General features: G+C 50.9%; 16 protein-coding genes, 6 tRNA genes, 3 rRNA genes, 1 pseudogene and 1 riboswitch. Of the genes and pseudogenes, 3 read left to right on the forward strand and 23 right to left on the reverse strand.

Annotated elements, in window-relative coordinates; genetic code table 11:
• Positions 1–12: 12 nt before the first annotated feature.
• The 12 genes from rpoB to JM656_RS20600 all read right to left on the reverse strand — a co-directional run bounded on the left by rpoB (position 13) and on the right by JM656_RS20600 (position 9780).
• A complete protein-coding gene (gene rpoB, locus JM656_RS20545; RefSeq protein WP_203359346.1) occupies positions 13–4041 on the reverse strand; it encodes a DNA-directed RNA polymerase subunit beta in 4029 nt (1342 codons plus the stop codon).
• 319 nt (positions 4042–4360) lie between these two features.
• On the reverse strand, positions 4361–4726 hold the full coding sequence (gene rplL / locus JM656_RS20550) for a 50S ribosomal protein L7/L12 (protein WP_162379677.1): 366 nt from the start codon (positions 4724–4726) through the stop codon (positions 4361–4363).
• A gap of 66 nt (positions 4727–4792) precedes the next feature.
• On the reverse strand, positions 4793–5290 hold the full coding sequence (gene rplJ / locus JM656_RS20555; protein WP_007704673.1) for a 50S ribosomal protein L10: 498 nt from the start codon (positions 5288–5290) through the stop codon (positions 4793–4795).
• A gap of 293 nt (positions 5291–5583) precedes the next feature.
• Positions 5584–6288 carry a 50S ribosomal protein L1 gene (rplA, locus tag JM656_RS20560; protein WP_162379676.1) on the reverse strand — a complete coding sequence of 235 codons (705 nt, stop codon included), beginning with the start codon at positions 6286–6288 and terminating at the stop codon, positions 5584–5586.
• Between the two features lie 3 nt (positions 6289–6291).
• Positions 6292–6720 (reverse strand): 50S ribosomal protein L11, encoded by a 429-nt coding sequence (gene rplK / locus JM656_RS20565; protein ID WP_003033122.1) that lies wholly within the window; start codon positions 6718–6720, stop codon positions 6292–6294.
• A gap of 155 nt (positions 6721–6875) precedes the next feature.
• Complete coding sequence (nusG, locus tag JM656_RS20570; protein WP_002438628.1) at positions 6876–7421, reverse strand: transcription termination/antitermination protein NusG; 546 nt, start codon at positions 7419–7421, stop codon at positions 6876–6878.
• 1 nt (position 7422) lies between these two features.
• Entirely contained in the window at positions 7423–7806 is a 384-nt protein-coding gene (secE, locus tag JM656_RS20575; protein WP_162379675.1) for a preprotein translocase subunit SecE, read from the reverse strand.
• Positions 7807–8035: 229 nt separating this feature from the next.
• The gene (tuf, locus tag JM656_RS20580) at positions 8036–9220 is read right to left on the reverse strand and encodes an elongation factor Tu (protein ID WP_203359347.1); all 1185 of its coding nucleotides are present in this window, start codon (positions 9218–9220) and stop codon (positions 8036–8038) included.
• Positions 9221–9338: 118 nt separating this feature from the next.
• A tRNA-Thr gene (locus tag JM656_RS20585) sits at positions 9339–9414 on the reverse strand.
• Between the two features lie 6 nt (positions 9415–9420).
• Positions 9421–9495: transfer RNA gene (locus tag JM656_RS20590), tRNA-Gly, on the reverse strand.
• A gap of 116 nt (positions 9496–9611) precedes the next feature.
• Positions 9612–9696 (reverse strand) — tRNA-Tyr (locus tag JM656_RS20595).
• 8 nt (positions 9697–9704) lie between these two features.
• Positions 9705–9780, reverse strand: a tRNA-Thr gene (locus tag JM656_RS20600).
• 19 nt (positions 9781–9799) lie between these two features.
• Here JM656_RS20600 and JM656_RS22400 point away from each other — a divergent pair.
• Positions 9800–9880: pseudogene (locus tag JM656_RS22400) on the forward strand (hypothetical protein); the annotation flags it as partial.
• A 292-nt stretch (positions 9881–10172) separates the two neighbouring features.
• On the forward strand, positions 10173–11123 hold the full coding sequence (gene coaA, locus JM656_RS20605; RefSeq protein WP_203359348.1) for a type I pantothenate kinase: 951 nt from the start codon (positions 10173–10175) through the stop codon (positions 11121–11123).
• A 31-nt stretch (positions 11124–11154) separates the two neighbouring features.
• Here the strand turns inward: coaA and birA are convergent, their stop codons facing one another.
• The 9 genes from birA to btuB all read right to left on the reverse strand — a co-directional run bounded on the left by birA (position 11155) and on the right by btuB (position 21454).
• Complete coding sequence (gene birA / locus JM656_RS20610) at positions 11155–12117, reverse strand: bifunctional biotin--[acetyl-CoA-carboxylase] ligase/biotin operon repressor BirA (protein WP_203359349.1); 963 nt, start codon at positions 12115–12117, stop codon at positions 11155–11157.
• Positions 12114–13142, reverse strand: a complete 1029-nt coding sequence (gene murB, locus JM656_RS20615; protein ID WP_203359350.1) for a UDP-N-acetylmuramate dehydrogenase — start codon at positions 13140–13142, stop codon at positions 12114–12116. The genes birA and murB overlap by 4 nt, the downstream gene beginning before the upstream one ends.
• A gap of 146 nt (positions 13143–13288) precedes the next feature.
• Positions 13289–13404 (reverse strand): 5S ribosomal RNA (gene rrf, locus JM656_RS20620).
• A gap of 94 nt (positions 13405–13498) precedes the next feature.
• Positions 13499–16408, reverse strand: a 23S ribosomal RNA gene (locus tag JM656_RS20625).
• A gap of 206 nt (positions 16409–16614) precedes the next feature.
• Positions 16615–16690 (reverse strand) — tRNA-Ala (locus tag JM656_RS20630).
• A 61-nt stretch (positions 16691–16751) separates the two neighbouring features.
• Positions 16752–16828, reverse strand: a tRNA-Ile gene (locus JM656_RS20635).
• 70 nt (positions 16829–16898) lie between these two features.
• Positions 16899–18440 (reverse strand): 16S ribosomal RNA (locus JM656_RS20640).
• Together the 16S, 23S and 5S rRNA genes with 2 tRNA genes alongside form the textbook arrangement of a ribosomal RNA operon.
• A gap of 379 nt (positions 18441–18819) precedes the next feature.
• Positions 18820–19671, reverse strand: coding sequence for a glutamate racemase (gene murI / locus JM656_RS20645; RefSeq protein WP_192613839.1), 852 nt, complete (start codon positions 19669–19671; stop codon positions 18820–18822).
• On the reverse strand, positions 19616–21454 hold the full coding sequence (btuB, locus tag JM656_RS20650) for a TonB-dependent vitamin B12 receptor BtuB (RefSeq protein WP_203359351.1): 1839 nt from the start codon (positions 21452–21454) through the stop codon (positions 19616–19618). The genes murI and btuB overlap by 56 nt, the downstream gene beginning before the upstream one ends.
• 64 nt (positions 21455–21518) lie before the next feature.
• Positions 21519–21714, reverse strand: a riboswitch (cobalamin riboswitch).
• Positions 21715–21828: 114 nt separating this feature from the next.
• Between btuB and trmA the strand changes: the two genes are divergently transcribed.
• On the forward strand, positions 21829–22929 hold the full coding sequence (gene trmA / locus JM656_RS20655) for a tRNA (uridine(54)-C5)-methyltransferase TrmA (protein ID WP_203359352.1): 1101 nt from the start codon (positions 21829–21831) through the stop codon (positions 22927–22929).
• A 52-nt stretch (positions 22930–22981) separates the two neighbouring features.
• On the opposite strand, the gene JM656_RS20660 is transcribed toward trmA, so the two are convergent.
• A complete protein-coding gene (locus tag JM656_RS20660; protein ID WP_203359353.1) occupies positions 22982–23341 on the reverse strand; it encodes a YijD family membrane protein in 360 nt (119 codons plus the stop codon).
• Between the two features lie 15 nt (positions 23342–23356).
• Positions 23357–23992, reverse strand: coding sequence for an HTH-type transcriptional repressor FabR (fabR, locus tag JM656_RS20665; protein ID WP_162380271.1), 636 nt, complete (start codon positions 23990–23992; stop codon positions 23357–23359).
• Between the last annotated feature and the right edge of the window lie 187 nt (positions 23993–24179).

Here is a 24179-nt window from a genome sequence, read left to right on the forward strand (position 1 = left end):
TTTGAGCGAGAGTTACTCGTCTTCCAGCTCGATGTTGATACCCAGCGAACGAATCTCTTTCAACAGTACGTTGAAGGATTCTGGCATGCCCGGCTCCATCTGATGGTTACCGTCTACGATGTTTTTATACATCTTAGTACGGCCGTTCACGTCATCAGACTTAACGGTGAGCATTTCCTGCAGGGTGTATGCCGCGCCATATGCTTCCAGCGCCCACACTTCCATCTCCCCGAAGCGCTGACCACCGAACTGCGCCTTACCACCCAGCGGCTGCTGAGTAACCAGGCTGTAAGAACCGGTAGAACGCGCATGCATCTTGTCATCAACCAGGTGGTTCAGTTTCAGCATGTACATGTAGCCAACGGTAACCTGGCGCTCGAATTGCTCACCGGTACGACCGTCGAACAGTGTGATCTGACCGGAAGTCGGCAGGCCACCCAGCTGTAACAGTTCCTTGATTTCAGACTCTTTCGCACCGTCGAAGACCGGCGTTGCGATCGGCATACCTTTTTTCAGGTTTTCAGCCAGACGCAGAACTTCATCATCGCTGAAGGTGTTCAGGTCAACTTTCTGACGAACGTCAGAGCCCAGATCGTACGCACGCTGGATGAACTCGCGCAGTTTCGCGACTTCTTGCTGCTGTTTCAGCATGGCGTTGATCTTATCGCCAATGCCTTTCGCAGCCATACCCAGGTGAGTTTCCAGAATCTGACCGATGTTCATACGAGACGGTACGCCCAGCGGGTTCAGTACGATGTCTACCGGCGTGCCGTTTTCATCGTAAGGCATATCTTCGATCGGGTTGATCTTAGAAATAACACCCTTGTTACCGTGACGACCTGCCATCTTATCACCAGGTTGGATCCGACGTTTAACCGCCAGATAAACCTTAACAATCTTCAGCACGCCCGGTGCCAGATCGTCGCCCTGAGTGATTTTGCGGCGTTTCGCTTCGAGTTTCTTCTCGAACTCGTGCTTCAGCTCGTCGTACTGTTCAGCCAGCTGTTCCAGCTGATTTTGTTTCTCTTCGTCGGTCAGGCCCAGTTCCAGCCAGCGATCGCGAGGCAGTTTGTCGAGCTTCTCAGCTTCAACACCACCGGCAACCAGCACCGCGTAGATACGGCTAAACAGGCCAGCTTCGAGGATCTGCAGTTCTTCAGACAGGTCTTTCTTCGCCTGCTTCAGCTGCATCTCTTCGATTTCCAGCGCACGTTTGTCTTTTTCTACGCCATCGCGAGTAAAGACCTGAACGTCGATAATCGTACCGGAAACACCGTTTGGTACGCGCAGAGAAGAGTCTTTAACGTCAGACGCTTTCTCACCGAAGATCGCACGCAGCAGTTTCTCTTCTGGCGTCAGCTGGGTTTCACCTTTCGGCGTTACCTTACCAACCAGAATATCGCCACCGGTCACTTCTGCGCCGATATAAACGATACCGGATTCATCCAGTTTGGAGAGCGCAGCTTCACCCACGTTCGGGATGTCAGCGGTGATCTCTTCTGGCCCCAGCTTGGTGTCACGGGACACACATGCCAGTTCCTGAATGTGGATAGTGGTGAAACGGTCTTCCTGAACAACACGCTCGGAAACGAGGATGGAGTCTTCGAAGTTGTAACCGTTCCATGGCATGAACGCCACGCGCATGTTCTGACCGAGCGCCAGTTCACCGAGGTCAGTGGACGGACCGTCTGCCAGCACATCACCACGTTCAACCGGCTCACCCAGAGACACACACGGCATCTGGTTGATACAGGTGTTCTGGTTAGAACGGGTGTATTTGGTCAGGTTATAGATGTCGATACCTGCTTCGCCCGGGTACATCTCGTCTTCGTTAACTTTGATAACGATACGGGAAGCATCCACGTACTGAACGGTACCGCCACGTTTAGCCACCGCAGTTACACCGGAGTCAACGGCAACAGCACGTTCCATACCGGTACCAACCAGCGGCTTATCAGCACGCAGAGTCGGAACCGCCTGACGTTGCATGTTCGCACCCATCAATGCACGGTTGGCGTCATCGTGTTCCAGGAACGGGATCAGGGACGCACCGACGGATACCACCTGTTGAGTGGATACGTCCATGTAGTCAACCTGATCGCGGCTGAACAAGCTGGATTCGCCTTTGCTACGGCAGGTAACCAGATCTTCTACAAAGTGCCCTTCGTCATCCAGGTTGGAGTTCGCCTGAGCGATAACGAAGTTGCCTTCTTCAATAGCAGACAGGTAATGAATTTCGTCAGTTACCACGCCATCAACAACACGACGGTACGGCGTCTCAAGGAAGCCATATTCGTTAGTCTGTGCGTACACGGACAGGGAGTTGATCAGACCGATGTTCGGACCTTCAGGCGTTTCGATTGGACATACGCGACCGTAGTGAGTCGGGTGTACGTCTCGAACTTCAAAGCCTGCGCGTTCACGGGTCAGACCGCCTGGGCCGAGTGCGGAGATACGACGTTTGTGCGTAATCTCAGACAGCGGGTTGTTCTGGTCCATAAACTGAGACAGCTGGCTGGAACCAAAGAACTCTTTCACTGCGGCAGAAATCGGTTTGGCGTTGATCATATCCTGAGGCATCAGGGTATCCAGATCGCCCAGAGACAGACGCTCTTTCACCGCACGCTCTACACGTACCAGGCCAACGCGGAACTGGTTTTCCGCCATTTCGCCTACGGAACGGATACGACGGTTGCCGAGGTGGTCGATATCATCGACTTCGCCTTTACCGTTACGGATATCGATGAGCTTCTTCATCACTTCAATGATGTCGTCTTTGCTCAGGATACCGGAACCTTCGATTTCGTCGCGCAGCAGAGAACGGTTGAACTTCATACGACCAACCGCAGACAGGTCATAGCGGTCTTCGGAGAAGAACAGGTTCTCAAACAGGCTTTCAGCCGCTTCACGCGTCGGCGGTTCACCCGGGCGCATCATGCGGTAGATTTCTACCAGCGCGCTCAGACGATCGTTAGTTGGGTCGACGCGTACAGTCTCAGAGATGTACGGACCGTGGTCCAGATCGTTGGTGAACAGCGTTTCGATACGTTTGTGGCCGGACTGGCTCAGCTTAGCCAGCAGATCCAGGCTCAGCTCCATGTTCGCTGCGCAGATCAGCTCGCCAGTAGATTCGTCAACGTAGTCTTTAGACGCCACTTTGCCAGCAATGTATTCAACCGGAACTTCGATATGTTTGATATCGTCTTTTTCCAGTTGGCGAATGTGGCGCGCAGTAATGCGGCGACCTTTTTCGACGTACACTTTGCCGTTAGCTTCGATGTCAAAAGATGCGGTTTCGCCACGCAGGCGTTCCGGCACCAGTTCCATCTGCAGCTTGTTGTCGCGAATTTCGAAAACAACTTTTTCAAAGAACAGGTCAAGGATCTGCTCAGTGGTGTAGTTCAGCGCACGCAGAATAATGGTCGCAGGCAGTTTGCGGCGACGGTCGATACGTACGAACAGGTTGTCCTTCGGATCGAATTCGAAGTCCAGCCAGGAACCACGGTAAGGGATGATACGCGCGTTATACAGTACTTTACCCGAAGAGTGGGTTTTACCTTTGTCGGAGTCAAAGAAGACGCCCGGACTACGGTGCAACTGAGAAACGATAACACGCTCAGTACCGTTGATAACAAAAGTACCGTTGTCAGTCATGAGCGGAATTTCGCCCATGTAGACTTCTTGTTCTTTAATGTCTTTTACGGTGCCTTCCGGCGCTTCGCGCTCGTAGATCACCAGACGCAGTTTGACGCGCAGCGGTGCGGAATAGGTCACGCCACGGATCTGACATTCCTGAACGTCAAACACCGGTTCGCCAAGGCGGTAGCTGACGTATTGCAGCTCGGAATTACCGCTGTAGCTCTGAATCGGGAACACAGAACGGAAGGCTGCTTCCAGACCGTACTGCCCTTCAGGATCTTGCTCGATAAACTTCTGAAACGAGTCAAGCTGGATAGAAAGGAGATAAGGTATGTCCAGAACTTGTGGACGTTTACCAAAATCCTTACGAATACGTTTTTTCTCGGTATAGGAGTAAACCATAGGGTTCCTCAGCTCGCTGACAAGTCGACCCATCTGTCCGACGAAGGGACAGTTTGTGCAACACTATTTTGTTGATCGGAAAATTGAATACTTTCCGCAATGCCTGTTGCTATCACGCTTAAACCATTTCGTTGCGATTTACACAGAGCGAGCACCCTGTCGCAGTATATTAAGTCGTCGATAGAAACAAGCATTGAAAGGCACAACAGTAGTCAAACAGTGTGAAATGCTACTGGCGCCTTACAGCGCAAAAAGGCTGGTGACTAAAAAGTCACCAGCCATCAGCCTAATTTCTCAGGCTGCAACCAGAAAAGTTGGCTTATTTAACTTCAACTTCAGCGCCAGCTTCTTCCAGAGATTTTTTCAGTGCTTCTGCGTCATCTTTGCTCACGCCTTCTTTCAGAGCGGCCGGAGCAGATTCTACCAGGTCTTTAGCTTCTTTCAGACCCAGGCCAGTTGCGCTACGTACTGCTTTGATAACAGCAACTTTGTTAGCGCCAGCAGCTTTCAGAATTACGTCGAATTCAGTTTTTTCTTCAGCAACTTCAGCCGGGCCAGCAGCTACAGCTACAGCAGCAGCAGCGGAAACACCGAATTTTTCTTCCATTGCAGAAATCAGTTCTACAACGTCCATTACAGACATAGCGGATACTGCTTCAATGATTTGATCTTTAGTGATAGACATTTAAATTGTTCCTGAAAATCAGAATAAGTTTATACGTAAGCAGATGCTTGATAAAGATAACTGCGATTAAGCAGCTTCTTTCGCATCGCGAACAGCAGCCAGAGTGCGAACCAGTTTGCCAGCCGAAGCTTCTTTCATGGTTGCCATCAGGCGTGCAATTGCTTCTTCGTAGGTCGGCAGAGTTGCCAGGCGATCGATTTGCGATGCCGGGATCAATTCACCTTCAAAGGCTGCGGCTTTGACCTCAAATTTTGCATTCGCTTTCGCGAAATCTTTGAACAGACGAGCAGCTGCGCCCGGGTGTTCCATAGAATATGCAATCAGGGTCGGACCAACGAACGCGTCTTTCAGGCACTCAAACTGAGTACCTTCAACAACACGGCGCAGCAGGGTGTTACGAACAACACGCATGTATACGCCGGCTTCGCGACCTGCTTTACGCAGTTCAGTCATTTTGTCTACAGTTACGCCACGGGAATCCGCAACTACTGCAGACAGCGCGCCTTTGGCTACTTCGCTGACTTCAGCAACAATCGCTTGTTTGTCTTGAAGATTTAAAGCCATTAGCTTTGCTCCTGGATGTTTGCCGGAACTCATGTTCCGGAACTCACTTCACTCTTCCCAACGGACAGAGCGTCTAAATACGGTGAGCAGAAACAAGCCAGAGTATCAGAAATAATCTTAGCGTTCTGTCACCGTCTACGCAGGGCATTAAGCTTCTTACGAAACACCTGCGGTCTTCGACGGAGGCCTGGATAGGCCAGGCTCCAACGAACAAATCTTTTTATCTGCTAACTTTCGTTAACAAACGTGGGGGTAGAATTGTAGACAAATCCACCGCCCACGTAAAGCTAATCTTAGTTCGCAGAAGCGCTCAGACCAGCTTGATCAACGGCAACGCCAGCACCCATGGTGGTGGAGAGGCTAACTTTCTTGATGTACACGCCTTTCGCCTGAGTCGGTTTCGCTTTTTTCAGCGCAACCAGCAGAGATTCCAGGTTTTCTTTCAGTTTGTCAGCGTCAAAATCCACTTTACCGATGGTGGTGTGGATGATGCCGTTTTTGTCGTTACGGTAACGAACCTGACCTGCTTTAGCGTTCTTAACCGCTTCAGCAACGTTAGGAGTTACAGTACCAACTTTCGGGTTTGGCATCAGGCCGCGCGGACCCAGAACCTGGCCCAGCTGGCCAACAACGCGCATTGCATCCGGGGAAGCAATAACAACGTCAAAGTTCATTTCGCCTTTCTTGATCTGGTCAGCCAGATCTTCCATACCTACCAGTTCAGCACCTGCAGCTTTAGCAGCTTCAGCGTTTGCACCCTGGGTAAATACGGCTACGCGAACGGAACGGCCAGTACCGTGCGGCAGTACAGTTGCACCACGTACGTTCTGGTCAGATTTACGAGCATCGATGCCGAGGTTAACGGCAACGTCCACGCTTTCTACGAATTTAGCGGTGGCCAGCTCTTTCAGCAGAGCAATAGCTTCGTTGATGTCGTACTGTTTAGTTGCATCAACTTTGTCACGGATCACGCGCATACGCTTGGTCAGTTTAGCCATTTCTTAATCCTCCACTACCAGGCCCATGGAACGTGCAGTACCTTCAATGGAGCGAGTCATCGCTTCAATGTCGGAACCAGTCATGTCGGCAGCTTTGGTCTGCGCGATTTCCTGCAGCTGAGCGCGGGAAATTTTACCCACTTTGTCTTTGTTCGGCTTGCCGGAACCAGACTTGATACCAGCCGCTTTCTTCAGCAGTACTGCTGCCGGAGGCGTTTTGGTAACGAAAGTGAAAGAACGGTCAGCGTAAACGGTAATAACAACCGGGATCGGCAGACCTTTTTCCATGGAATCAGTTTTTGCGTTGAACGCTTTGCAGAATTCCATGATGTTCACGCCTTGTTGACCCAGTGCTGGACCTACCGGCGGACTCGGGTTAGCCATACCAGCTGCAACCTGCAGCTTGACATAGGCTTGTACTTTCTTAGCCATTCTAAATTCCTCTGGTTGGGTTATAGCGCCTCAAAGAGGCTCCCCGTGATAAAATTCGTTTTACGGATGGAATCCATAAAAACAAAAGGCGCGAAATTGTATTCCAATCTCGCGCCTTGTGCAACGATTAAATCGCCGCTTTTTTGATCGACGTGTTAGGCTTTTTCAACCTGAGCAAAATCCAGTTCTACCGGGGTCGCACGACCGAAGATAGAAACGGAAACTTTCAGGCGAGACTTCTCGTAGTCGACTTCTTCAACCACGCCGTTAAAGTCAGCAAACGGACCATCGCTAACACGAACCATCTCACCCGGTTCAAACAGCGTTTTCGGACGCGGCTTATCACCTACCTGCTGCAGGCGGTTCATAATCGCATCAACTTCTTTATCGCTGATTGGCGCCGGACGGTCGGAAGTACCACCGATGAAGCCCATCACACGCGGTACGCTGCGCACCAGGTGCCAGCTTGCGTCGTTCATCACCATCTGGACCAGTACGTAGCCCGGGAAGAATTTGCGCTCGCTTTTGCGACGCTGGCCACCACGGATTTCGACCACTTCTTCGGTCGGCACCATGACTTCACCAAACAACTCTTCCATATTGTGTAATTTGATATGCTCACGCAGCGACGTCGCTACGCGGCCTTCAAAACCGGAAAACGCCTGAACGACGTACCAGCGCTTTTTAGGAGCTTCAGACATCTCAGAACCTCAGGCCAGTGATAAAGGATACCAGGCGGACCAGAATACCATCCAGTCCCCACAGGATTAGTGACATTACTGCAGTAACCGCAGCCACGATCAGTGTGGTGTGCAATGTTTCCTGGCGAGTCGGCCAAATGACCTTACGGACTTCAGTACGCGCTTCACGGGCAAAAGCAACCGTCGCTTTACCTTTTGTCGTCAACAGCGCAACACCACCCGCTGCCGCAATCAGAATCACTACGGCCAGCGCACGCAGCGGCAGCATCATGTCACGATAGAGGTAGTTGCCAACGATAGCCACAAGCAGCAATAGGGCTACAGCCACCCACTTCATCGCTTCCAGGCCACGCCCGCTTCCTTGAGCTTCGGTATTCGCACTCATAAACCAACCTGTCAGAAGTATTCTACAAACATTTTCACCCCGCGTAAGCGAGGCAATCCAAACCGAAATGCTCTGGTGAGTTTCGGACTAAACGCCCTCTACAGAGCCTGTCTCAGCAATGATTATGACAAAAAAAATCACTGATGAGCCAGGTTCTGGTTCGAAAGCGTGCAAAAAGGGCATCAAATGATGCCCTTTTATTGCGCATTGCGTCAAATGTTATCAGCGATTAAGCGATAACTTTAGCAACCACGCCCGCACCAACAGTACGGCCGCCTTCACGGATTGCGAAACGCAGACCGTCGTCCATCGCGATCGGGTGAATCAGGGTAACAACCATTTTGATGTTGTCGCCCGGCATTACCATCTCTACGCCTTCCGGCAGTTCGATGGTACCAGTCACGTCAGTAGTACGGAAGTAGAACTGCGGACGGTAGCCTTTGAAGAACGGAGTATGACGGCCGCCTTCGTCTTTGGACAGGATATAAACTTCAGATTCGAACTTGGTGTGCGGCTTGATGGAACCCGGCTTAGCCAGTACCTGACCACGTTCGATTTCTTCACGTTTGATACCACGCAGCAGAACACCAACGTTCTCACCAGCACGGCCTTCGTCCAGCAGTTTGCGGAACATTTCAACGCCAGTACAGGTAGACTTGGCAGTCTCTTTGATACCAACGATTTCAACTTCTTCGCCAACTTTAACGATACCGCGCTCTACACGACCGGTAACAACGGTACCACGACCGGAGATGGAGAATACGTCTTCGATAGGCAGCAGGAACGGCTTGTCAATCGCACGCTCTGGTTCCGGGATGTAAGAATCCAGGAAGCCAGCCAGTTCGATGATTTTCGCTTCCCACTCTGCTTCGCCTTCCAGCGCTTTCAGAGCAGAACCACGAACGATCGGAGTGTCGTCGCCCGGGAAATCGTACTGAGACAGAAGTTCACGAACTTCCATTTCTACCAGTTCCAGCAGCTCTTCGTCATCAACCATGTCGCATTTGTTCAGGAACACGATGATGTACGGAACGCCTACCTGACGACCCAGCAGGATGTGCTCACGAGTCTGCGGCATCGGGCCGTCAGTCGCAGCAACAACCAGGATCGCGCCGTCCATCTGCGCAGCACCGGTGATCATGTTTTTAACATAGTCGGCGTGGCCCGGGCAGTCTACGTGTGCGTAGTGGCGAGTCGGGGTGTCATATTCAACGTGAGAAGTGTTGATGGTGATACCACGAGCTTTTTCTTCCGGCGCGTTATCGATCTGGTCGAATGCGCGAGCAGCACCGCCGTAGGTTTTAGCCAGTACGGTAGTGATGGCAGCGGTCAGCGTTGTTTTACCATGGTCAACGTGGCCGATAGTACCGACGTTAACGTGCGGTTTTGTACGTTCAAACTTTTCTTTAGACATCGATTGTCCCTCTAAGACACGGATAAATCGGTGATATCACCACATCAACCAGGCGATATGCCTGAACTGTTGAATGTTTTTAACGGTAAACAGAGAGAAACGGGAAGGAGAAGTGAAGTGGTGCTGATACCCAGAGTCGAACTGGGGACCTCACCCTTACCAAGGGTGCGCTCTACCAACTGAGCCATATCAGCACGTCTTGGAGCGGGCAGCGGGAATCGAACCCGCATCATCAGCTTGGAAGGCTGAGGTAATAGCCATTATACGATGCCCGCATCCTGAAACTCGGCTACCCAGTTCTTTCTGTAACAAAAAAGAGATTGCTCTCTTTTTATGTTTTGAGTTGATTAATTTTTTAATCAACCCAGGCGGCGAAAACGCTGCCAGAAAGTGGTGGTGGGGGAAGGATTCGAACCTTCGAAGTCTGTGACGGCAGATTTACAGTCTGCTCCCTTTGGCCGCTCGGGAACCCCACCGGACTTGATGGTGCCGACTACCGGAATCGAACTGGTGACCTACTGATTACAAGTCAGTTGCTCTACCTACTGAGCTAAGTCGGCATCAAGTAGCGCGCATTTTATGGAGACATTCGCACTCATGCAACTAAAAAATTGCATAAAATGTTCTTTCGCTCACATTTTGCACTACAAGGCCGATAAATAGTCGATTTCCATTCCAGTATGTGCATTTTTTCAGCTTCAACCACCTTTATCGCAGCGATTTAGGATCACGAATGAAGAGAACTCACCTCTTATGCATAGGGTATATCCGCCACATTGTTCCCCAGCTAAAGTTTCTCATGAGATATTTTTTCTTATTATTCCCTCCCATCTGGTGTTACCCTCCTGCCCATTGTCCAAATTAACTGAAATGTGACGTGCCATTGCATGCTGGGGATGATTCGCCTTTTTATCATTGACCTGATAGAGCAATGACAGTCAGAAACATGCTTATGAGTATAAAAGAGCAAACGTTAATGACGCCTTACCTACAGTTTGATCGCAACCAATGGGCTGCACTCCGTGATTCCGTGCCAATGACGTTGGCAGAGGATGAGGTTGCGCGACTCAAAGGTATTAATGAAGATTTGTCGCTGGAAGAAGTTGCCGAGATCTATTTACCCCTTTCACGCCTGCTCAATTTTTACATCAGTTCAAACCTGCGTCGCCAGGCGGTTCTGGAGCAATTTTTAGGGACTAACGGTCAGCGCATTCCTTACATCATTAGCATTGCGGGCAGCGTTGCGGTCGGTAAAAGCACCACTGCGCGTGTCCTGCAAGCACTACTGAGCCGCTGGCCAGAACACCGTCGCGTTGAATTGATTACGACGGATGGTTTCCTTTATCCTAATCAGGTTTTAAAAGATCGCGGCTTGATGAAGAAGAAAGGATTCCCTGAGTCTTACGATATGCGTCGCCTGGTGCAATTCGTTTCTGATCTCAAATCAGGCGTGCCAAACGTCACGGCCCCGGTCTACTCACATTTAATTTATGATGTGATCCCAGATGGGGATAAAACGGTTGCACAGCCTGATATATTGATTCTTGAAGGATTAAATGTATTGCAAAGCGGAATGGACTATCCGCACGATCCGCATCATGTATTTGTTTCTGATTTTGTCGATTTTTCTATCTATGTAGACGCACCAGAAGAGTTACTTCAATCGTGGTATATCAACCGCTTCCTTAAGTTCCGCGAAGGGGCGTTTACCGATCCAGACTCTTATTTCCATAACTATGCAAAATTATCTAAAGATGAAGCTATCAATACAGCAACATCGCTATGGAAAGAAATCAACTGGTTGAATCTAAAACAAAATATATTACCAACTCGTGAGCGTGCCAGCCTCATCATGACGAAGAGTGCCAATCACGCCGTTGAACAAGTGCGGCTGAGAAAATAATTTAACAGGGGAGCCATTGCTCCCCTTGTTATTATTCTGCGCTTCTCAGCGATATTTCCCCGCCCATCCAGGATTTAATCTCACCATCCTGTTCAAGCAGTAATGCTCCCTGAGTATCTATTCCTCGCGAAATACCAAATATTTCTTTATCACCGATGATCAGCTTCACAGGTCGGTTAATAAAGTTATCCAGTTTTTCCCAGCGAGACAGATACGGGGTCAACCCTTCTTGTTCAAATAATTCCAGTGCGGCGCGAAGCTCTCTAATAAGTCTCGCAGCGAGTGTATTGCGGTCAAGGGTAATCCCGGCTTCCTGCAGGTTAATCCATCCCTGATTCACTATCCCTTCTTCAACACGGCGCATCGCCATATTGATCCCTGCACCGATGACAATTTGCGCAGCATCGCCTGTTTTTCCTGTTAACTCGACAAGGATGCCGGCAAGTTTCCGATCCTGAAGGTAAAGATCGTTGGGCCATTTCACCCGTACTTTATCAGCACCCAGATCACGCAGCACCTCAGCCATGACGATACCGATGACCAGACTCAGACCAATCGCCGCTGCCGGGCCTTGCTCCAGACGCCAGAACATAGAAAGGTACAGATTGGCACCAAACGGTGAAAACCATTTGCGCCCACGTCGCCCACGGCCTGCCTGCTGGTATTCTGCCACGCAGGCATCGCCAGAATTCAACTGGCCAATACGGTCCAGTAAGTACTGATTCGTAGAATCTATAACGGGAAGTACGGAAACAGTGCCGCCATCCAGTTGACTAAGAATACGAGAAGCATCCAGTAATTGTATCGGCTCCGGCAAGCTGTATCCTTTGCCTGGCACGGTAAACACATCCACTCCCCAGTCGCGTAACGTCTGGATATGCTTGTTAATTGCCGCGCGACTCATTCCAAGCTTTTCACCCAGTTGCTCACCAGAATGAAACTCACCATCGGCCAATAAAGAAATGAGCGTCAGGGGAACGGTATTATCCTTCATGCGATGACCTCCACAGCGTTTATCTCACCTGTAGGTCCAATGAAGCGAACCTCTGGCTCCAGCCAGACATTAAATTTTTCACCCACTTTCTCACGCACAAGGTGTGCAAGCTGAACAACGTCTTCACTTGTCGCATTATCTGCATTGATCAGCACCAGTGCCTGCTGGCGGTGTACAGCAGCACCACCAATACCCACGCCTTTCAATTGACACTGGTCGATGAGCCAGCCTGCAGCCAGTTTCACCGAACCATCCACCTGCGGATAATGTGGCGCACCAGGGAATTTTGACAGCAGCGTCTGTGCAATCTCCGCTGCGATAACCGGGTTTTTAAAGAAGCTCCCCGCATTACCATTTACTTTTGGATCGGGCAGCTTTGTTGTACGCATATGACAGACAGAATCAAAAACTTGCTGAGGTGTGACCGTTGCAGGATCCAGACGCGCGAGATCGCCGTAAGTCAGTACTGGCTGCCAATGTTTAGGCAAGCGCAGGCCAACGGCGACAATAACGAAACGATCCTGATATTCATGTTTGAAAATGCTGTCACGATAACCAAAACGGCATTCTTCAGCTCTTACGCGCAGATGTTTGCCTGTCGACAATTCAACGCAGTCAACGTATTCGCAGACACGTTGTAGCTCTACGCCATAAGCGCCGATATTCTGGATAGGGGATGAACCAACACAGCCAGGAATTAGCGCCAGATTTTCCAGACCCGGCATTCCCTGCTGAAGAGAGTACTGCACCAGATGATGCCAGTTTTCACCCGCACCGACATGCAAGTGCCACGCATCCGTTTTTTCCGTCACTGCAATGCCCTTGATACGGTTAATAATCACCGTCCCCCGGAAAGGTTCAAGGAAGAGCACATTACTCCCCTCACCCAGTATCAATACCGGATGACCAAGTGAGTCTGCTAATTGCCATGCGTTCAGTACTTGTTGTTCATTTTCAGCACAAACAATTGCGTTAGCACATTGTTCAATACCGAAGGTATTCCAGGGTTTAAGGGAGTGATTCATAGACGCTTTCCTGATGCAAAATCGCGCTTAGTTTACAGCATAAGCAGCAGTATGGCTTGTGGTTATACCAGGGAGAGGGATAAGAGGATATCTGTGAAAGCGCAAAAAGCCCTGTACGTCAGTACAGGGCTTTTTGCTTATTTGATGCCTGGCAGTTCCCTACTCTCGCATGGGGAGACCCCACACTACCATCGGCGCTACGGCGTTTCACTTCTGAGTTCGGCATGGGGTCAGGTGGGACCACCGCGCTACAGCCGCCAGGCAAATTCTGTTTATTAACATGTTCTCTGAACACATTAATTTAATCTGTATCAAGCTGATTATTGGTCTCTTCGCCAAAACACCTTTGGCGTTGTAAGGTTAAGCCTCACGGTTCATTAGTATCGGTTAGCTCAATGTATCGCTACACTTACACACCCGACCTATCAACGTCGTAGTCTTCAACGTTCCTTCAGGAGACTTATAGTCTCAGGGAGAACTCATCTCGGGGCAAGTTTCGTGCTTAGATGCTTTCAGCACTTATCTCTTCCGCATTTAGCTACCGGGCAATGCCATTGGCATGACAACCCGAACACCAGTGATGCGTCCACTCCGGTCCTCTCGTACTAGGAGCAGCCCCCCTCAATTCTCCAGCGCCCACGGCAGATAGGGACCGAACTGTCTCACGACGTTCTAAACCCAGCTCGCGTACCACTTTAAATGGCGAACAGCCATACCCTTGGGACCTACTTCAGCCCCAGGATGTGATGAGCCGACATCGAGGTGCCAAACACCGCCGTCGATATGAACTCTTGGGCGGTATCAGCCTGTTATCCCCGGAGTACCTTTTATCCGTTGAGCGATGGCCCTTCCATTCAGAACCACCGGATCACTAAGACCTGCTTTCGCACCTGCTCGAGCCGTCACTCTCGCAGTCAAGCTAGCTTATGCCTTTGCACTAACCTCCTGATGTCCGACCAGGATTAGCTAACCTTCGTGCTCCTCCGTTACTCTTTAGGAGGAGACCGCCCCAGTCAAACTACCCACCAGACACTGTCCGCAACCCGGATCACGGGTCTACGTTAGAACACCAGCCATTAAAGGGTGGTATTTCAAGGTTGGCTCCATGCAGACTGGCGTCCACACTTCAAAGCCTCCCACCTATCCTACACATCAAGGACCAGTGTTCAGTGTCAAGCTATAGTAAAGGTTCACGGGGTCTTTCCGTCTTGCCGCGGGTACACTGCATCTTCACAGCGAGTTCAATTTCACTGAGTCTCGGGTGGAGACAGCCTGGCCATCATTACGCCATTCGTGCAGGTCGGAACTTACCCGACAAGGAATTTCGCTACCTTAGGACCGTTATAGTTACGGCCGCCGTTTACCGGGGCTTCGATCAAGAGCTTCTCCTTACGGATAACCCCATCAATTAACCTTCCGGCACCGGGCAGGCGTCACACCGTATACGTCCACTTTCGTGTTTGCACAGTGCTGTGTTTTTAATAAACAGTTGCAGCCAGCTGGTATCTTCGACTGATTTCAGCTCCACGAGCAAGTCGCTTCACCTACATATCAGCGTGCCTTCTCCCGAAGTTACGGCACCATTTTGCCTAGTTCCTTCACCCGAGTTCTCTCAAGCGCCTTGGTATTCTCTACCTGACCACCTGTGTCGGTTTGGGGTACGATTTTGTGTTACCTGATGCTTAGAGGCTTTTCCTGGAAGCAGGGCATTTGTTACTTCAGCACCGTAGTGCCTCGTCATCACACCTCAGCGTTAATAAGGAACCGGATTTACCTGGAACCTCCGCCTACATGCTTAAACCGGGACAACCGTCGCCCGGCCAACATAGCCTTCTCCGTCCCCCCTTCGCAGTAACACCAAGTACAGGAATATTAACCTGTTTCCCATCGACTACGCCTTTCGGCCTCGCCTTAGGGGTCGACTCACCCTGCCCCGATTAACGTTGGACAGGAACCCTTGGTCTTCCGGCGAGCGGGCTTTTCACCCGCTTTATCGTTACTTATGTCAGCATTCGCACTTCTGATACCTCCAGCAACCCTCACAGGCCACCTTCAACGGCTTACAGAACGCTCCCCTACCCAACAACACATAGTGTCGCTGCCGCAGCTTCGGTGCATGGTTTAGCCCCGTTACATCTTCCGCGCAGGCCGACTCGACCAGTGAGCTATTACGCTTTCTTTAAATGATGGCTGCTTCTAAGCCAACATCCTGGCTGTCTGTGCCTTCCCACATCGTTTCCCACTTAACCATGACTTTGGGACCTTAGCTGGCGGTCTGGGTTGTTTCCCTCTTCACGACGGACGTTAGCACCCGCCGTGTGTCTCCCGTGATAACATTCTTCGGTATTCGCAGTTTGCATCGGGTTGGTAAGTCGGGATGACCCCCTAGCCGAAACAGTGCTCTACCCCCGAAGATGAGTTCACGAGGCGCTACCTAAATAGCTTTCGGGGAGAACCAGCTATCTCCCGGTTTGATTGGCCTTTCACCCCCAGCCACAAGTCATCCGCTAATTTTTCAACATTAGTCGGTTCGGTCCTCCAGTTAGTGTTACCCAACCTTCAACCTGCCCATGGCTAGATCACCGGGTTTCGGGTCTATACCCTGCAACTTAACGCCCAGTTAAGACTCGGTTTCCCTTCGGCTCCCCTATTCGGTTAACCTTGCTACAGAATATAAGTCGCTGACCCATTATACAAAAGGTACGCAGTCACCCTGATAAATCAAGGCTCCCACTGCTTGTACGTACACGGTTTCAGGTTCTTTTTCACTCCCCTCGCCGGGGTTCTTTTCGCCTTTCCCTCACGGTACTGGTTCACTATCGGTCAGTCAGGAGTATTTAGCCTTGGAGGATGGTCCCCCCATATTCAGACAGGATACCACGTGTCCCGCCCTACTCTTCGAGTTCACAACACATGCGATTTTGTGTACGGGGCTATCACCCTGTATCGCCGGACTTTCCAGACCGTTCCACTACCACACATGCTGATTCAGACTCTGGGCTGCTCCCCGTTCGCTCGCCGCTACTGGGGGAATCTCGGTTGATTTCTTTTCCTCGGGGTACTTAGATGTTTCAGTTCCCCCGGTTCGCTTCATTACGCTATGTATTCACGTAATGATAGTGTGACGAATCACACTGGGTTTCCCCATTCGGAAATCGCCGGTTATAACGGTTCATATCACCTTACCGACGCTTATCGCAGATTAGCACGTCCTTCATCGCCTCTGACTGCCAGGGCATCCACCGTGTACGCTTAGTCGCTTAACCTCACAACCCGAAGGTGTTTCGTAAAACACATCGTGTTGCGAAAATTTGAGAGACTCGAACACACCGCTTGCCTGTTCTTATTACGGAGAACAGACACAGTGTGTCGTTTCAATTTTCAGCTTGATCCAGATTTTTAAAGAGCAAAACTTCGCAGTGAACCTTTTCAGGTACACTCTGAAGTTTTCTTGGGTTTTTGCAGTAAGTAATGGTGGAGCTATGCGGGATCGAACCGCAGACCTCCTGCGTGCAAAGCAGGCGCTCTCCCAGCTGAGCTATAGCCCCATCGTAGTTATCTCATTCACCTTAGTTCATTCTGAAACACCCTACGGTATCAGAAGGAATTTGGTAGGCCTGAGTGGACTTGAACCACCGACCTCACCCTTATCAGGGGTGCGCTCTAACCACCTGAGCTACAAGCCTGCAGAGATTTCTTACTGCTAATTTTCATCAGACAATCTGTGTGAGCACTACAAAGGCAGGTTCTTTAAGGTAAGGAGGTGATCCAACCGCAGGTTCCCCTACGGTTACCTTGTTACGACTTCACCCCAGTCATGAATCACAAAGTGGTAAGCGCCCTCCCGAAGGTTAAGCTACCTACTTCTTTTGCAACCCACTCCCATGGTGTGACGGGCGGTGTGTACAAGGCCCGGGAACGTATTCACCGTGGCATTCTGATCCACGATTACTAGCGATTCCGACTTCACGGAGTCGAGTTGCAGACTCCGATCCGGACTACGACATACTTTATGAGGTCCGCTTGCTCTCGCGAGGTCGCTTCTCTTTGTATATGCCATTGTAGCACGTGTGTAGCCCTACTCGTAAGGGCCATGATGACTTGACGTCATCCCCACCTTCCTCCAGTTTATCACTGGCAGTCTCCTTTGAGTTCCCGGCCGAACCGCTGGCAACAAAGGATAAGGGTTGCGCTCGTTGCGGGACTTAACCCAACATTTCACAACACGAGCTGACGACAGCCATGCAGCACCTGTCTCACGGTTCCCGAAGGCACTAAAGCATCTCTGCTAAATTCCGTGGATGTCAAGAGTAGGTAAGGTTCTTCGCGTTGCATCGAATTAAACCACATGCTCCACCGCTTGTGCGGGCCCCCGTCAATTCATTTGAGTTTTAACCTTGCGGCCGTACTCCCCAGGCGGTCGACTTAACGCGTTAGCTCCGGAAGCCACGCCTCAAGGGCACAACCTCCAAGTCGACATCGTTTACGGCGTGGACTACCAGGGTATCTAATCCTGTTTGCTCCCCACGCTTTCGCACCTGAGCGTCAGTCTTTGTCCAGGGGGCCGCCTTCGCCACCGGTATTCCTCCAGATCTCTACGCATTTCACCGCTACACCTGGAATTCTACCCCCCTCTACAAGACTCTAGCCTGCCAGTTTCGGATGCAGTTCCCAGGTTGAGCCCGGGGATTTCACATCCGACTTGACAGACCGCCTGCGTGCGCTTTACGCCCAGTAATTCCGATTAACGCTTGCACCCTCCGTATTACCGCGGCTGCTGGCACGGAGTTAGCCGGTGCTTCTTCTGCGGGTAACGTCAATCGACACGGTTATTAACCGTATCGCCTTCCTCCCCGCTGAAAGTACTTTACAACCCGAAGGCCTTCTTCATACACGCGGCATGGCTGCATCAGGCTTGCGCCCATTGTGCAATATTCCCCACTGCTGCCTCCCGTAGGAGTCTGGACCGTGTCTCAGTTCCAGTGTGGCTGGTCATCCTCTCAGACCAGCTAGGGATCGTCGCCTAGGTGAGCCGTTACCCCACCTACTAGCTAATCCCATCTGGGCACATCCGATGGCAAGAGGCCCGAAGGTCCCCCTCTTTGGTCTTGCGACGTTATGCGGTATTAGCTACCGTTTCCAGTAGTTATCCCCCTCCATCGGGCAGTTTCCCAGACATTACTCACCCGTCCGCCACTCGTCACCCAAGGAGCAAGCTCCTCTGTGCTACCGTTCGACTTGCATGTGTTAGGCCTGCCGCCAGCGTTCAATCTGAGCCATGATCAAACTCTTCAATTTAAGTTTGATGCTCGTGAATTAAACTTCGTAATGAATTACGTATGTTCACTCTTGAGACTTGGTATTCATTTTTCGTCTTGCGACGTTAAGAATCCGTATCTTCGAGTGCCCACACAGATTGTCTGATAAATTGTTAAAGAGCAGTGCCGCTTCGCTTTTTCTCAGCGGCGCGGGGTGTGCATATTACGCCATCCCGCTACAGAGTCAAGCATTTAATTTTGCTTTTCTCTGCCGGCGTTCTCAGTGGAACCCCGCTGACCCGGCGGCTTGCGTGCCGTTGTTCCGTGTCAGTGGAGGCGCATTATAGGGAGTTATTTCAGGCTGACAAGCGGAAATTTAAAATAATCTTCCGAGTGTTTTCTTTTTAAGCAAAATACATTTAAACAGCCAGTTTTTCGAGCGTTTTGAAGCCATAGCGCTGTAAAACGGGTAATAACTGTTCAGTCTCCGGCGTTGCCGCCATGCAAAACGCAACATTCGCATCCGTTGATTTTGCATCTGGTGCTTCATGCTCTAACAGCCAGGCAGTACGGCGCGCAATTGCAGCACCGGAATCGACCAGCCGAGTCCCTTCAGGAAGCACCTGTAATAATTCTTCCTGTAATAGAGGGAAATGCGTGCATCCCAATACCACCGTATCCGGCGGCTCTTGCATGCGAAGCCAGGGACGCAGAATGCGTCGCAACTCTTCCAGGGGAACAGGAGCGCCGTGTAACTTGGCTTCAGCCAGTTCTACCAACTCTGCAGAGCCCAACAAGGAGATCTGACATTCATTAGCAAAGCGCGCAATCAGCTCATGGGTATAAGGGCGTTTAACCGTCCCTCGCGTCGCCAGTAGCCCCACCACACCATTCGCCGTCAGTCTCGCTGCCGGTTTAATAGCAGGAACGACCCCTACAACCGGGAAAGCAAACTTTTCGCGTAATGCAGGCAGTGAAACCGTACTGGCCGTATTACAGGCAATGACGGCCAGCGCGAGAGGGTAACGCTGCTGAACTGCAGTGACAATTTCAACAACGCGCTCAACGATAAACTCTTCGCTTTTTTCCCCATAGGGAAAAGCGACGTTATCAAATGCGTATATATAGTGGAGATCCGGCAGGAGATGCCGGATCTCATCATAAACTGACAGCCCACCAACGCCGGAATCAAACACCAGCACGGTGGGACGTGGATCAGAAGGTGTAGCTGCCAGACAAGGTGTATTCCCGTCCTGCAGTTGGGTAGCCATAAACCGTCTCGTAATCTTTGTCGAACAGGTTAGCTATTTTACCACGAACTGTCAGTTGTGAGGTGAGTGGATATGAAACGGCAAGATCCCACAAACTCACACCGCCCATTTTGACATTCTCATAAGTGACAAAGTCAGTATCGTAACGGGTACCTAAATACTGGTACGTCAGGCCCCAGTCAAAATCATGCACCTGCCAGTCAAGTTGGTATTTGACCAGTTGTTTTGAGCGACGAGGCAGAGGTTGGTCGGTAATGGCATTACGGGCATCGACATAATCGTAGCTGAGCGTATGCGCCAACGGTCCCGTATCAAAGTTTGCGGTTGCCTCAACCCCTTTAATACGGACCTCCCCCTCGTTGTAATATTTCTGGGCATGATCGTCATAATCGATCATGTCATCGATATCGTTACGATAACCTGAAATACGCCAGCTAACGCCTGCCGTTAACCCTTCAAACGCGCCTTCCCACTGCTTACTTTCTTCAGGATTCAGATCTGAATTGCCGTAGAAGCCATACAGTTGGCCCAGATTCGGGGCTTTGTAAGAGGTGCCGTAGGAAGCAATAAAACGATAGCCTTCAATAAATTCCCATCCGGCGCTGGTTTGCCAGGTACTATGACGGCCAAACTGGGAATTATCATCACTGCGCACTGCACCTTCAAAGGTGAAGTCACCGAGTTGCTGCAGCCCTGTCAGGTAGAGACCCGTGTTGCGCTGTTCATTACCTTCAGCCACATAACCCGTTCCGGGCGTCGTGGTTTGTTTCTGCCAGTCGATACCTGTCCCGACATTACCGTGACCAACGACGACACTGTTTGACCACTGGACATTATATTGCTTCATATCATCCAGCGTCGCGGAATCATCATAACGACCATATTCAGGGTCGTAGTTATAGTCCTTACTGTGGCTATAACTGGAAACCAGTTGAGATTGAATGCTCTCACCTTTGAAGCGCAATCCGGCATCCCAGCTCTGGCTATAGAGTTGACGAGTGTCGATCAGCGGTGTGCCTGGCCAGTAGTAGGAGTCATAATTAGTGCGGTTATCATAGCCATAGCCGCGCACAAACCCGCTCCAGGTCTCGGAAAAATTATGCTCCAGCGCGCCATAAAGCGTCTTGCTCTGGAAGCCATCCCGATCGGATTGCGGCTGGACGCCTGTACCACCGTAAGCGACAACATCAAAACCACGCGTATAAGCGTAATCCCCCATCAGCGTGACGCGTGTGTTTTCACCAAGCTGTTGCTGCGTTGAAATATTATAGTTCTGATAACTGTTCGTTCCCCATCCGGCAGACAACTCTGTGCCCGATTTCTCGCGCGTTGTAATGATGTTTACCACGCCGCCAATTGCATCCGAACCATAAATAGCTGAACGCGGGCCTCGGATGTATTCAATACGCTGTACAAGAGCCACCGGGAACTGGCTGAGATCCGCAGAACCACTGACCCCCGCCAAATTCAGACGGACACCGTCAACCAACACCAGCACATGGCTGGAATTCGTCCCACGAACAAAAATGGAAGAGAGCTGTCCGGAGCCGCCGCTTTGCGAAATATCTACCCCAGGCAGACGGCGTAGTACATCGTTCACGGAAGTCGATTGCCAGCGATCAATATCCTGACGCGTGACCACAGTCACAGGAGCAAGCACGGCACTGAGAGGTTGTTGAAAACGGTTTGCAGTAACGACCATGGTGTCCGGGTTAACATCCTGCGCCCACCCGGAAAATGCTGTGACGGAGAGCGCCGTCAACAGCGAGGTTTTTTTTATCATTGTAAAGCATCCACAATATAAGAAGGATGCCGCAGGCCCCATCGATAGTACGCGATGATGAAAACCAGATGCGACGTTAGCCGGCAGGTCTTCGGGCTTGGAAGATTATCCATGTACAAGATAAAAAGAGATGAAGACTTCCCACCTGACGGCAGTGTCTGCTTACGCATCCATCTCATCATTCCTTACCGCTGCGCGTCAGCCCCAGATTTACACTGGGTTCCCTTTTAACTCACAGGACCGGAGCACGGATGCTACATTCTGCTATAACCTATTGTCCAGGCTGGATATCACAAATCCGTAATCATCAATGACTGGACATCTGATGAGCAATCCCTACAATCCCCGCGTACTTTTATTATTCAGGATGCATCATGACCCCCGAACACCTTCCGACAGAACAGTATGACGCGCAGCTTGCCGAGAAAGTCGTCCGTTTGCAGAGTATGATGGCGCCGTTTTCTGACCTGATGCCGGAAGTGTTTCGCTCGCCGGTCAGTCACTACCGTATGCGTGCCGAATTTCGTTTATGGCACGATGGTGATGACCTTTACCACATCATGTTTGATCAGCAGACCAAAAACCGCATTCGCGTCGATAGCTTCCCGGCCGCCAGCGAGCTGATCAACCAACTGATGACCGCCATGATTGAAGGCGTTCGTGACAATCACACCCTACGCCACAAGCTGTTCCAGATTGATTACCTCACGACGATGAGCAATCAGGCGGTGGTAACGCTGCTGTACCATAAAAAACTGGATGATGCCTGGCGTAAAGAAGCCGAAGCCTTACGGGATGCGTTACGCGCAAAAAATCTGAATGTGCATCTGATTGGTCGGGCGACGAAAACCAAAATTGAGCTGGACCAGGATTTCATTGACGAACGTCTACCGGTTGCCGGGAAAGAGATGATTTACCGCCAGGTAGAGAACAGCTTCACCCAACCCAACGCAGCGATGAACATTCACATGCTGGAATGGGCGCTGGATGCCACCAAAGGATCGACCGGCGACCTGCTGGAGCTGTACTGTGGCAACGGTAACTTTTCGTTAGCGCTGGCGCGCAATTTTGACCGCGTACTGGCGACGGAAATCGCCAAACCGTCGGTGGCGGCAGCACAGTACAATATTGCTGCGAATCACATTGATAACGTGCAAATTATTCGTATGGCTGCGGAAGAGTTTACCCAGGCGATGAACGGTGTGCGCGAATTTAACCGTCTGCAGGGCATTGACCTGAAGAGTTATCAGTGCGAAACCATTTTTGTTGATCCGCCACGTAGCGGTCTGGACAGTGAAACGGAAAAAATGGTGCAGGCGTATCCGCGTATCCTCTACATCTCCTGTAACCCGGAGACGCTCTGCAAGAACCTGGAAACATTAAGCCAGACGCACAATGTGTCACGCCTGGCGTTGTTCGATCAGTTCCCGTATACGCACCATATGGAGTGCGGGGTCTTGCTGACAGCAAAGTAAAACGTGTTGCCGTTGTAGGCCTGATAAGCGTAGCGCCATCAGGCCTACTGCATTACTCTGCCAATTCCTGCTTACGATTGCGGACCTTAAAGCCAATCCAGAACACCAGAGCCACCGACAGTACCGCCGGGAAGAAGTTGGAGCCGATATCCGGATATTCCGCACGCACCACGGTACTGTAAAGCAGCACACCCAGAATAAAGCAGGCGGCAGCAAGACCTGGCAGTCCCACGGGCATCGTGCGATTTTGATAGCGTTGATGCAGGCAATACACCGCCAGTATCAGCGCAATTAACGGGAAGACAGAAAATGGCACAATGGAGCTAAACAGCGCTGCAAATGTACCATTGATTGACAAGCCAGCGACCAGCGCCAGCAATAGCGTACCTTTATCTTGACCTGACTGTTTCATTGCTCATCCTTCACGTTACTCGGAGTGATGTGACATTTTCTCTTGTTCACGGCGATACCAGTAATATGCCCCTTTCGCAATCATGCGCAGTTGCAATACCAGTCGCTCTTCTAATTGCCGACGCTGTTCTGCGCCAACATCCAGTGCCTCCGCGCCCGCACTGAAGACAATCGTCACCATGGCTTCGGCCTGAGCTTCAGTGAACGCACGTGGCATATGGTTTTCGAGTTCAAGATAGTCCGCAAGTTCCGCGATGAAATGTTGAATTTCTCGCGCAACGGCCGCACGAAATGCGGCTGAGGTACCCGAACGTTCACGCAATAATAAACGGAAGGCGTTTGGATTGTTGCCGATGAACTCCATAAATGTGGAGACCGAGGTGCGGATCACACTCCCGCCTTTAGCAATACGCTGACGCGCCTGGCGCATCAGCTGGCGTAGCATTAAACCGCTTTCATCGACCATCGTCAGACCAAGCTCATCCACATCACGGAAATGGCGATAAAACGAGGTTGGCGCAATGCCCGCTTCCCGCGCAACTTCACGCAGGCTCAGACTGGCGAAACTACGCTCAGCACTCAGTTGACTGAATGCGGCTTCTACCAGCGAACGCCGGGTTTTTTCTTTTTGTTGCGCTCTAACGCCCATCACGATGTCTGAATCCTTCCATATGCCTTGTCTGGCACTATACCAGAGATTAAAAGTAACGGGTTTACGCCGGATTGTGAATGATTGTTTACGCGCAGTTTGTGCTTCGACTTCGCAAAAAAGCACAACGATAATTGGGTTATCCCGGCAATAATGTTACTATCCTGTTGCTTTTATGTATAAGAACAGG

The sequence above is a fragment of the Citrobacter sp. R56 genome (assembly GCF_016811995.1).
In the GTDB taxonomy this organism is placed as follows: domain Bacteria; phylum Pseudomonadota; class Gammaproteobacteria; order Enterobacterales; family Enterobacteriaceae; genus Citrobacter_D; species Citrobacter_D enshiensis.

Bases quoted from the DNA above. Each gene is read 5' to 3' on its own strand.
- rpoB (WP_203359346.1), bottom strand. From the start codon at position 4,041: ATGGTTTACTCCTATACCGAGAAAAAACGTATTCGTAAGGATTTTGGT.
- rplL (WP_162379677.1), bottom strand. From the start codon at position 4,726: ATGTCTATCACTAAAGATCAAATCATTGAAGCAGTATCCGCTATGTCT.
- birA (WP_203359349.1), bottom strand. From the start codon at position 12,117: ATGAAGGATAATACCGTTCCCCTGACGCTCATTTCTTTATTGGCCGAT.
- coaA (WP_203359348.1), top strand. From the start codon at position 10,173: ATGAGTATAAAAGAGCAAACGTTAATGACGCCTTACCTACAGTTTGAT.
- nusG (WP_002438628.1), bottom strand. From the start codon at position 7,421: ATGTCTGAAGCTCCTAAAAAGCGCTGGTACGTCGTTCAGGCGTTTTCC.
- rplA (WP_162379676.1), bottom strand. From the start codon at position 6,288: ATGGCTAAACTGACCAAGCGTATGCGCGTGATCCGTGACAAAGTTGAT.
- trmA (WP_203359352.1), top strand. From the start codon at position 21,829: ATGACCCCCGAACACCTTCCGACAGAACAGTATGACGCGCAGCTTGCC.
- JM656_RS20660 (WP_203359353.1), bottom strand. From the start codon at position 23,341: ATGAAACAGTCAGGTCAAGATAAAGGTACGCTATTGCTGGCGCTGGTC.
- btuB (WP_203359351.1), bottom strand. From the start codon at position 21,454: ATGATAAAAAAAACCTCGCTGTTGACGGCGCTCTCCGTCACAGCATTT.
- murI (WP_192613839.1), bottom strand. From the start codon at position 19,671: ATGGCTACCCAACTGCAGGACGGGAATACACCTTGTCTGGCAGCTACA.
- secE (WP_162379675.1), bottom strand. From the start codon at position 7,806: ATGAGTGCGAATACCGAAGCTCAAGGAAGCGGGCGTGGCCTGGAAGCG.
- rplK (WP_003033122.1), bottom strand. From the start codon at position 6,720: ATGGCTAAGAAAGTACAAGCCTATGTCAAGCTGCAGGTTGCAGCTGGT.
- murB (WP_203359350.1), bottom strand. From the start codon at position 13,142: ATGAATCACTCCCTTAAACCCTGGAATACCTTCGGTATTGAACAATGT.
- tuf (WP_203359347.1), bottom strand. From the start codon at position 9,220: ATGTCTAAAGAAAAGTTTGAACGTACAAAACCGCACGTTAACGTCGGT.
- rplJ (WP_007704673.1), bottom strand. From the start codon at position 5,290: ATGGCTTTAAATCTTCAAGACAAACAAGCGATTGTTGCTGAAGTCAGC.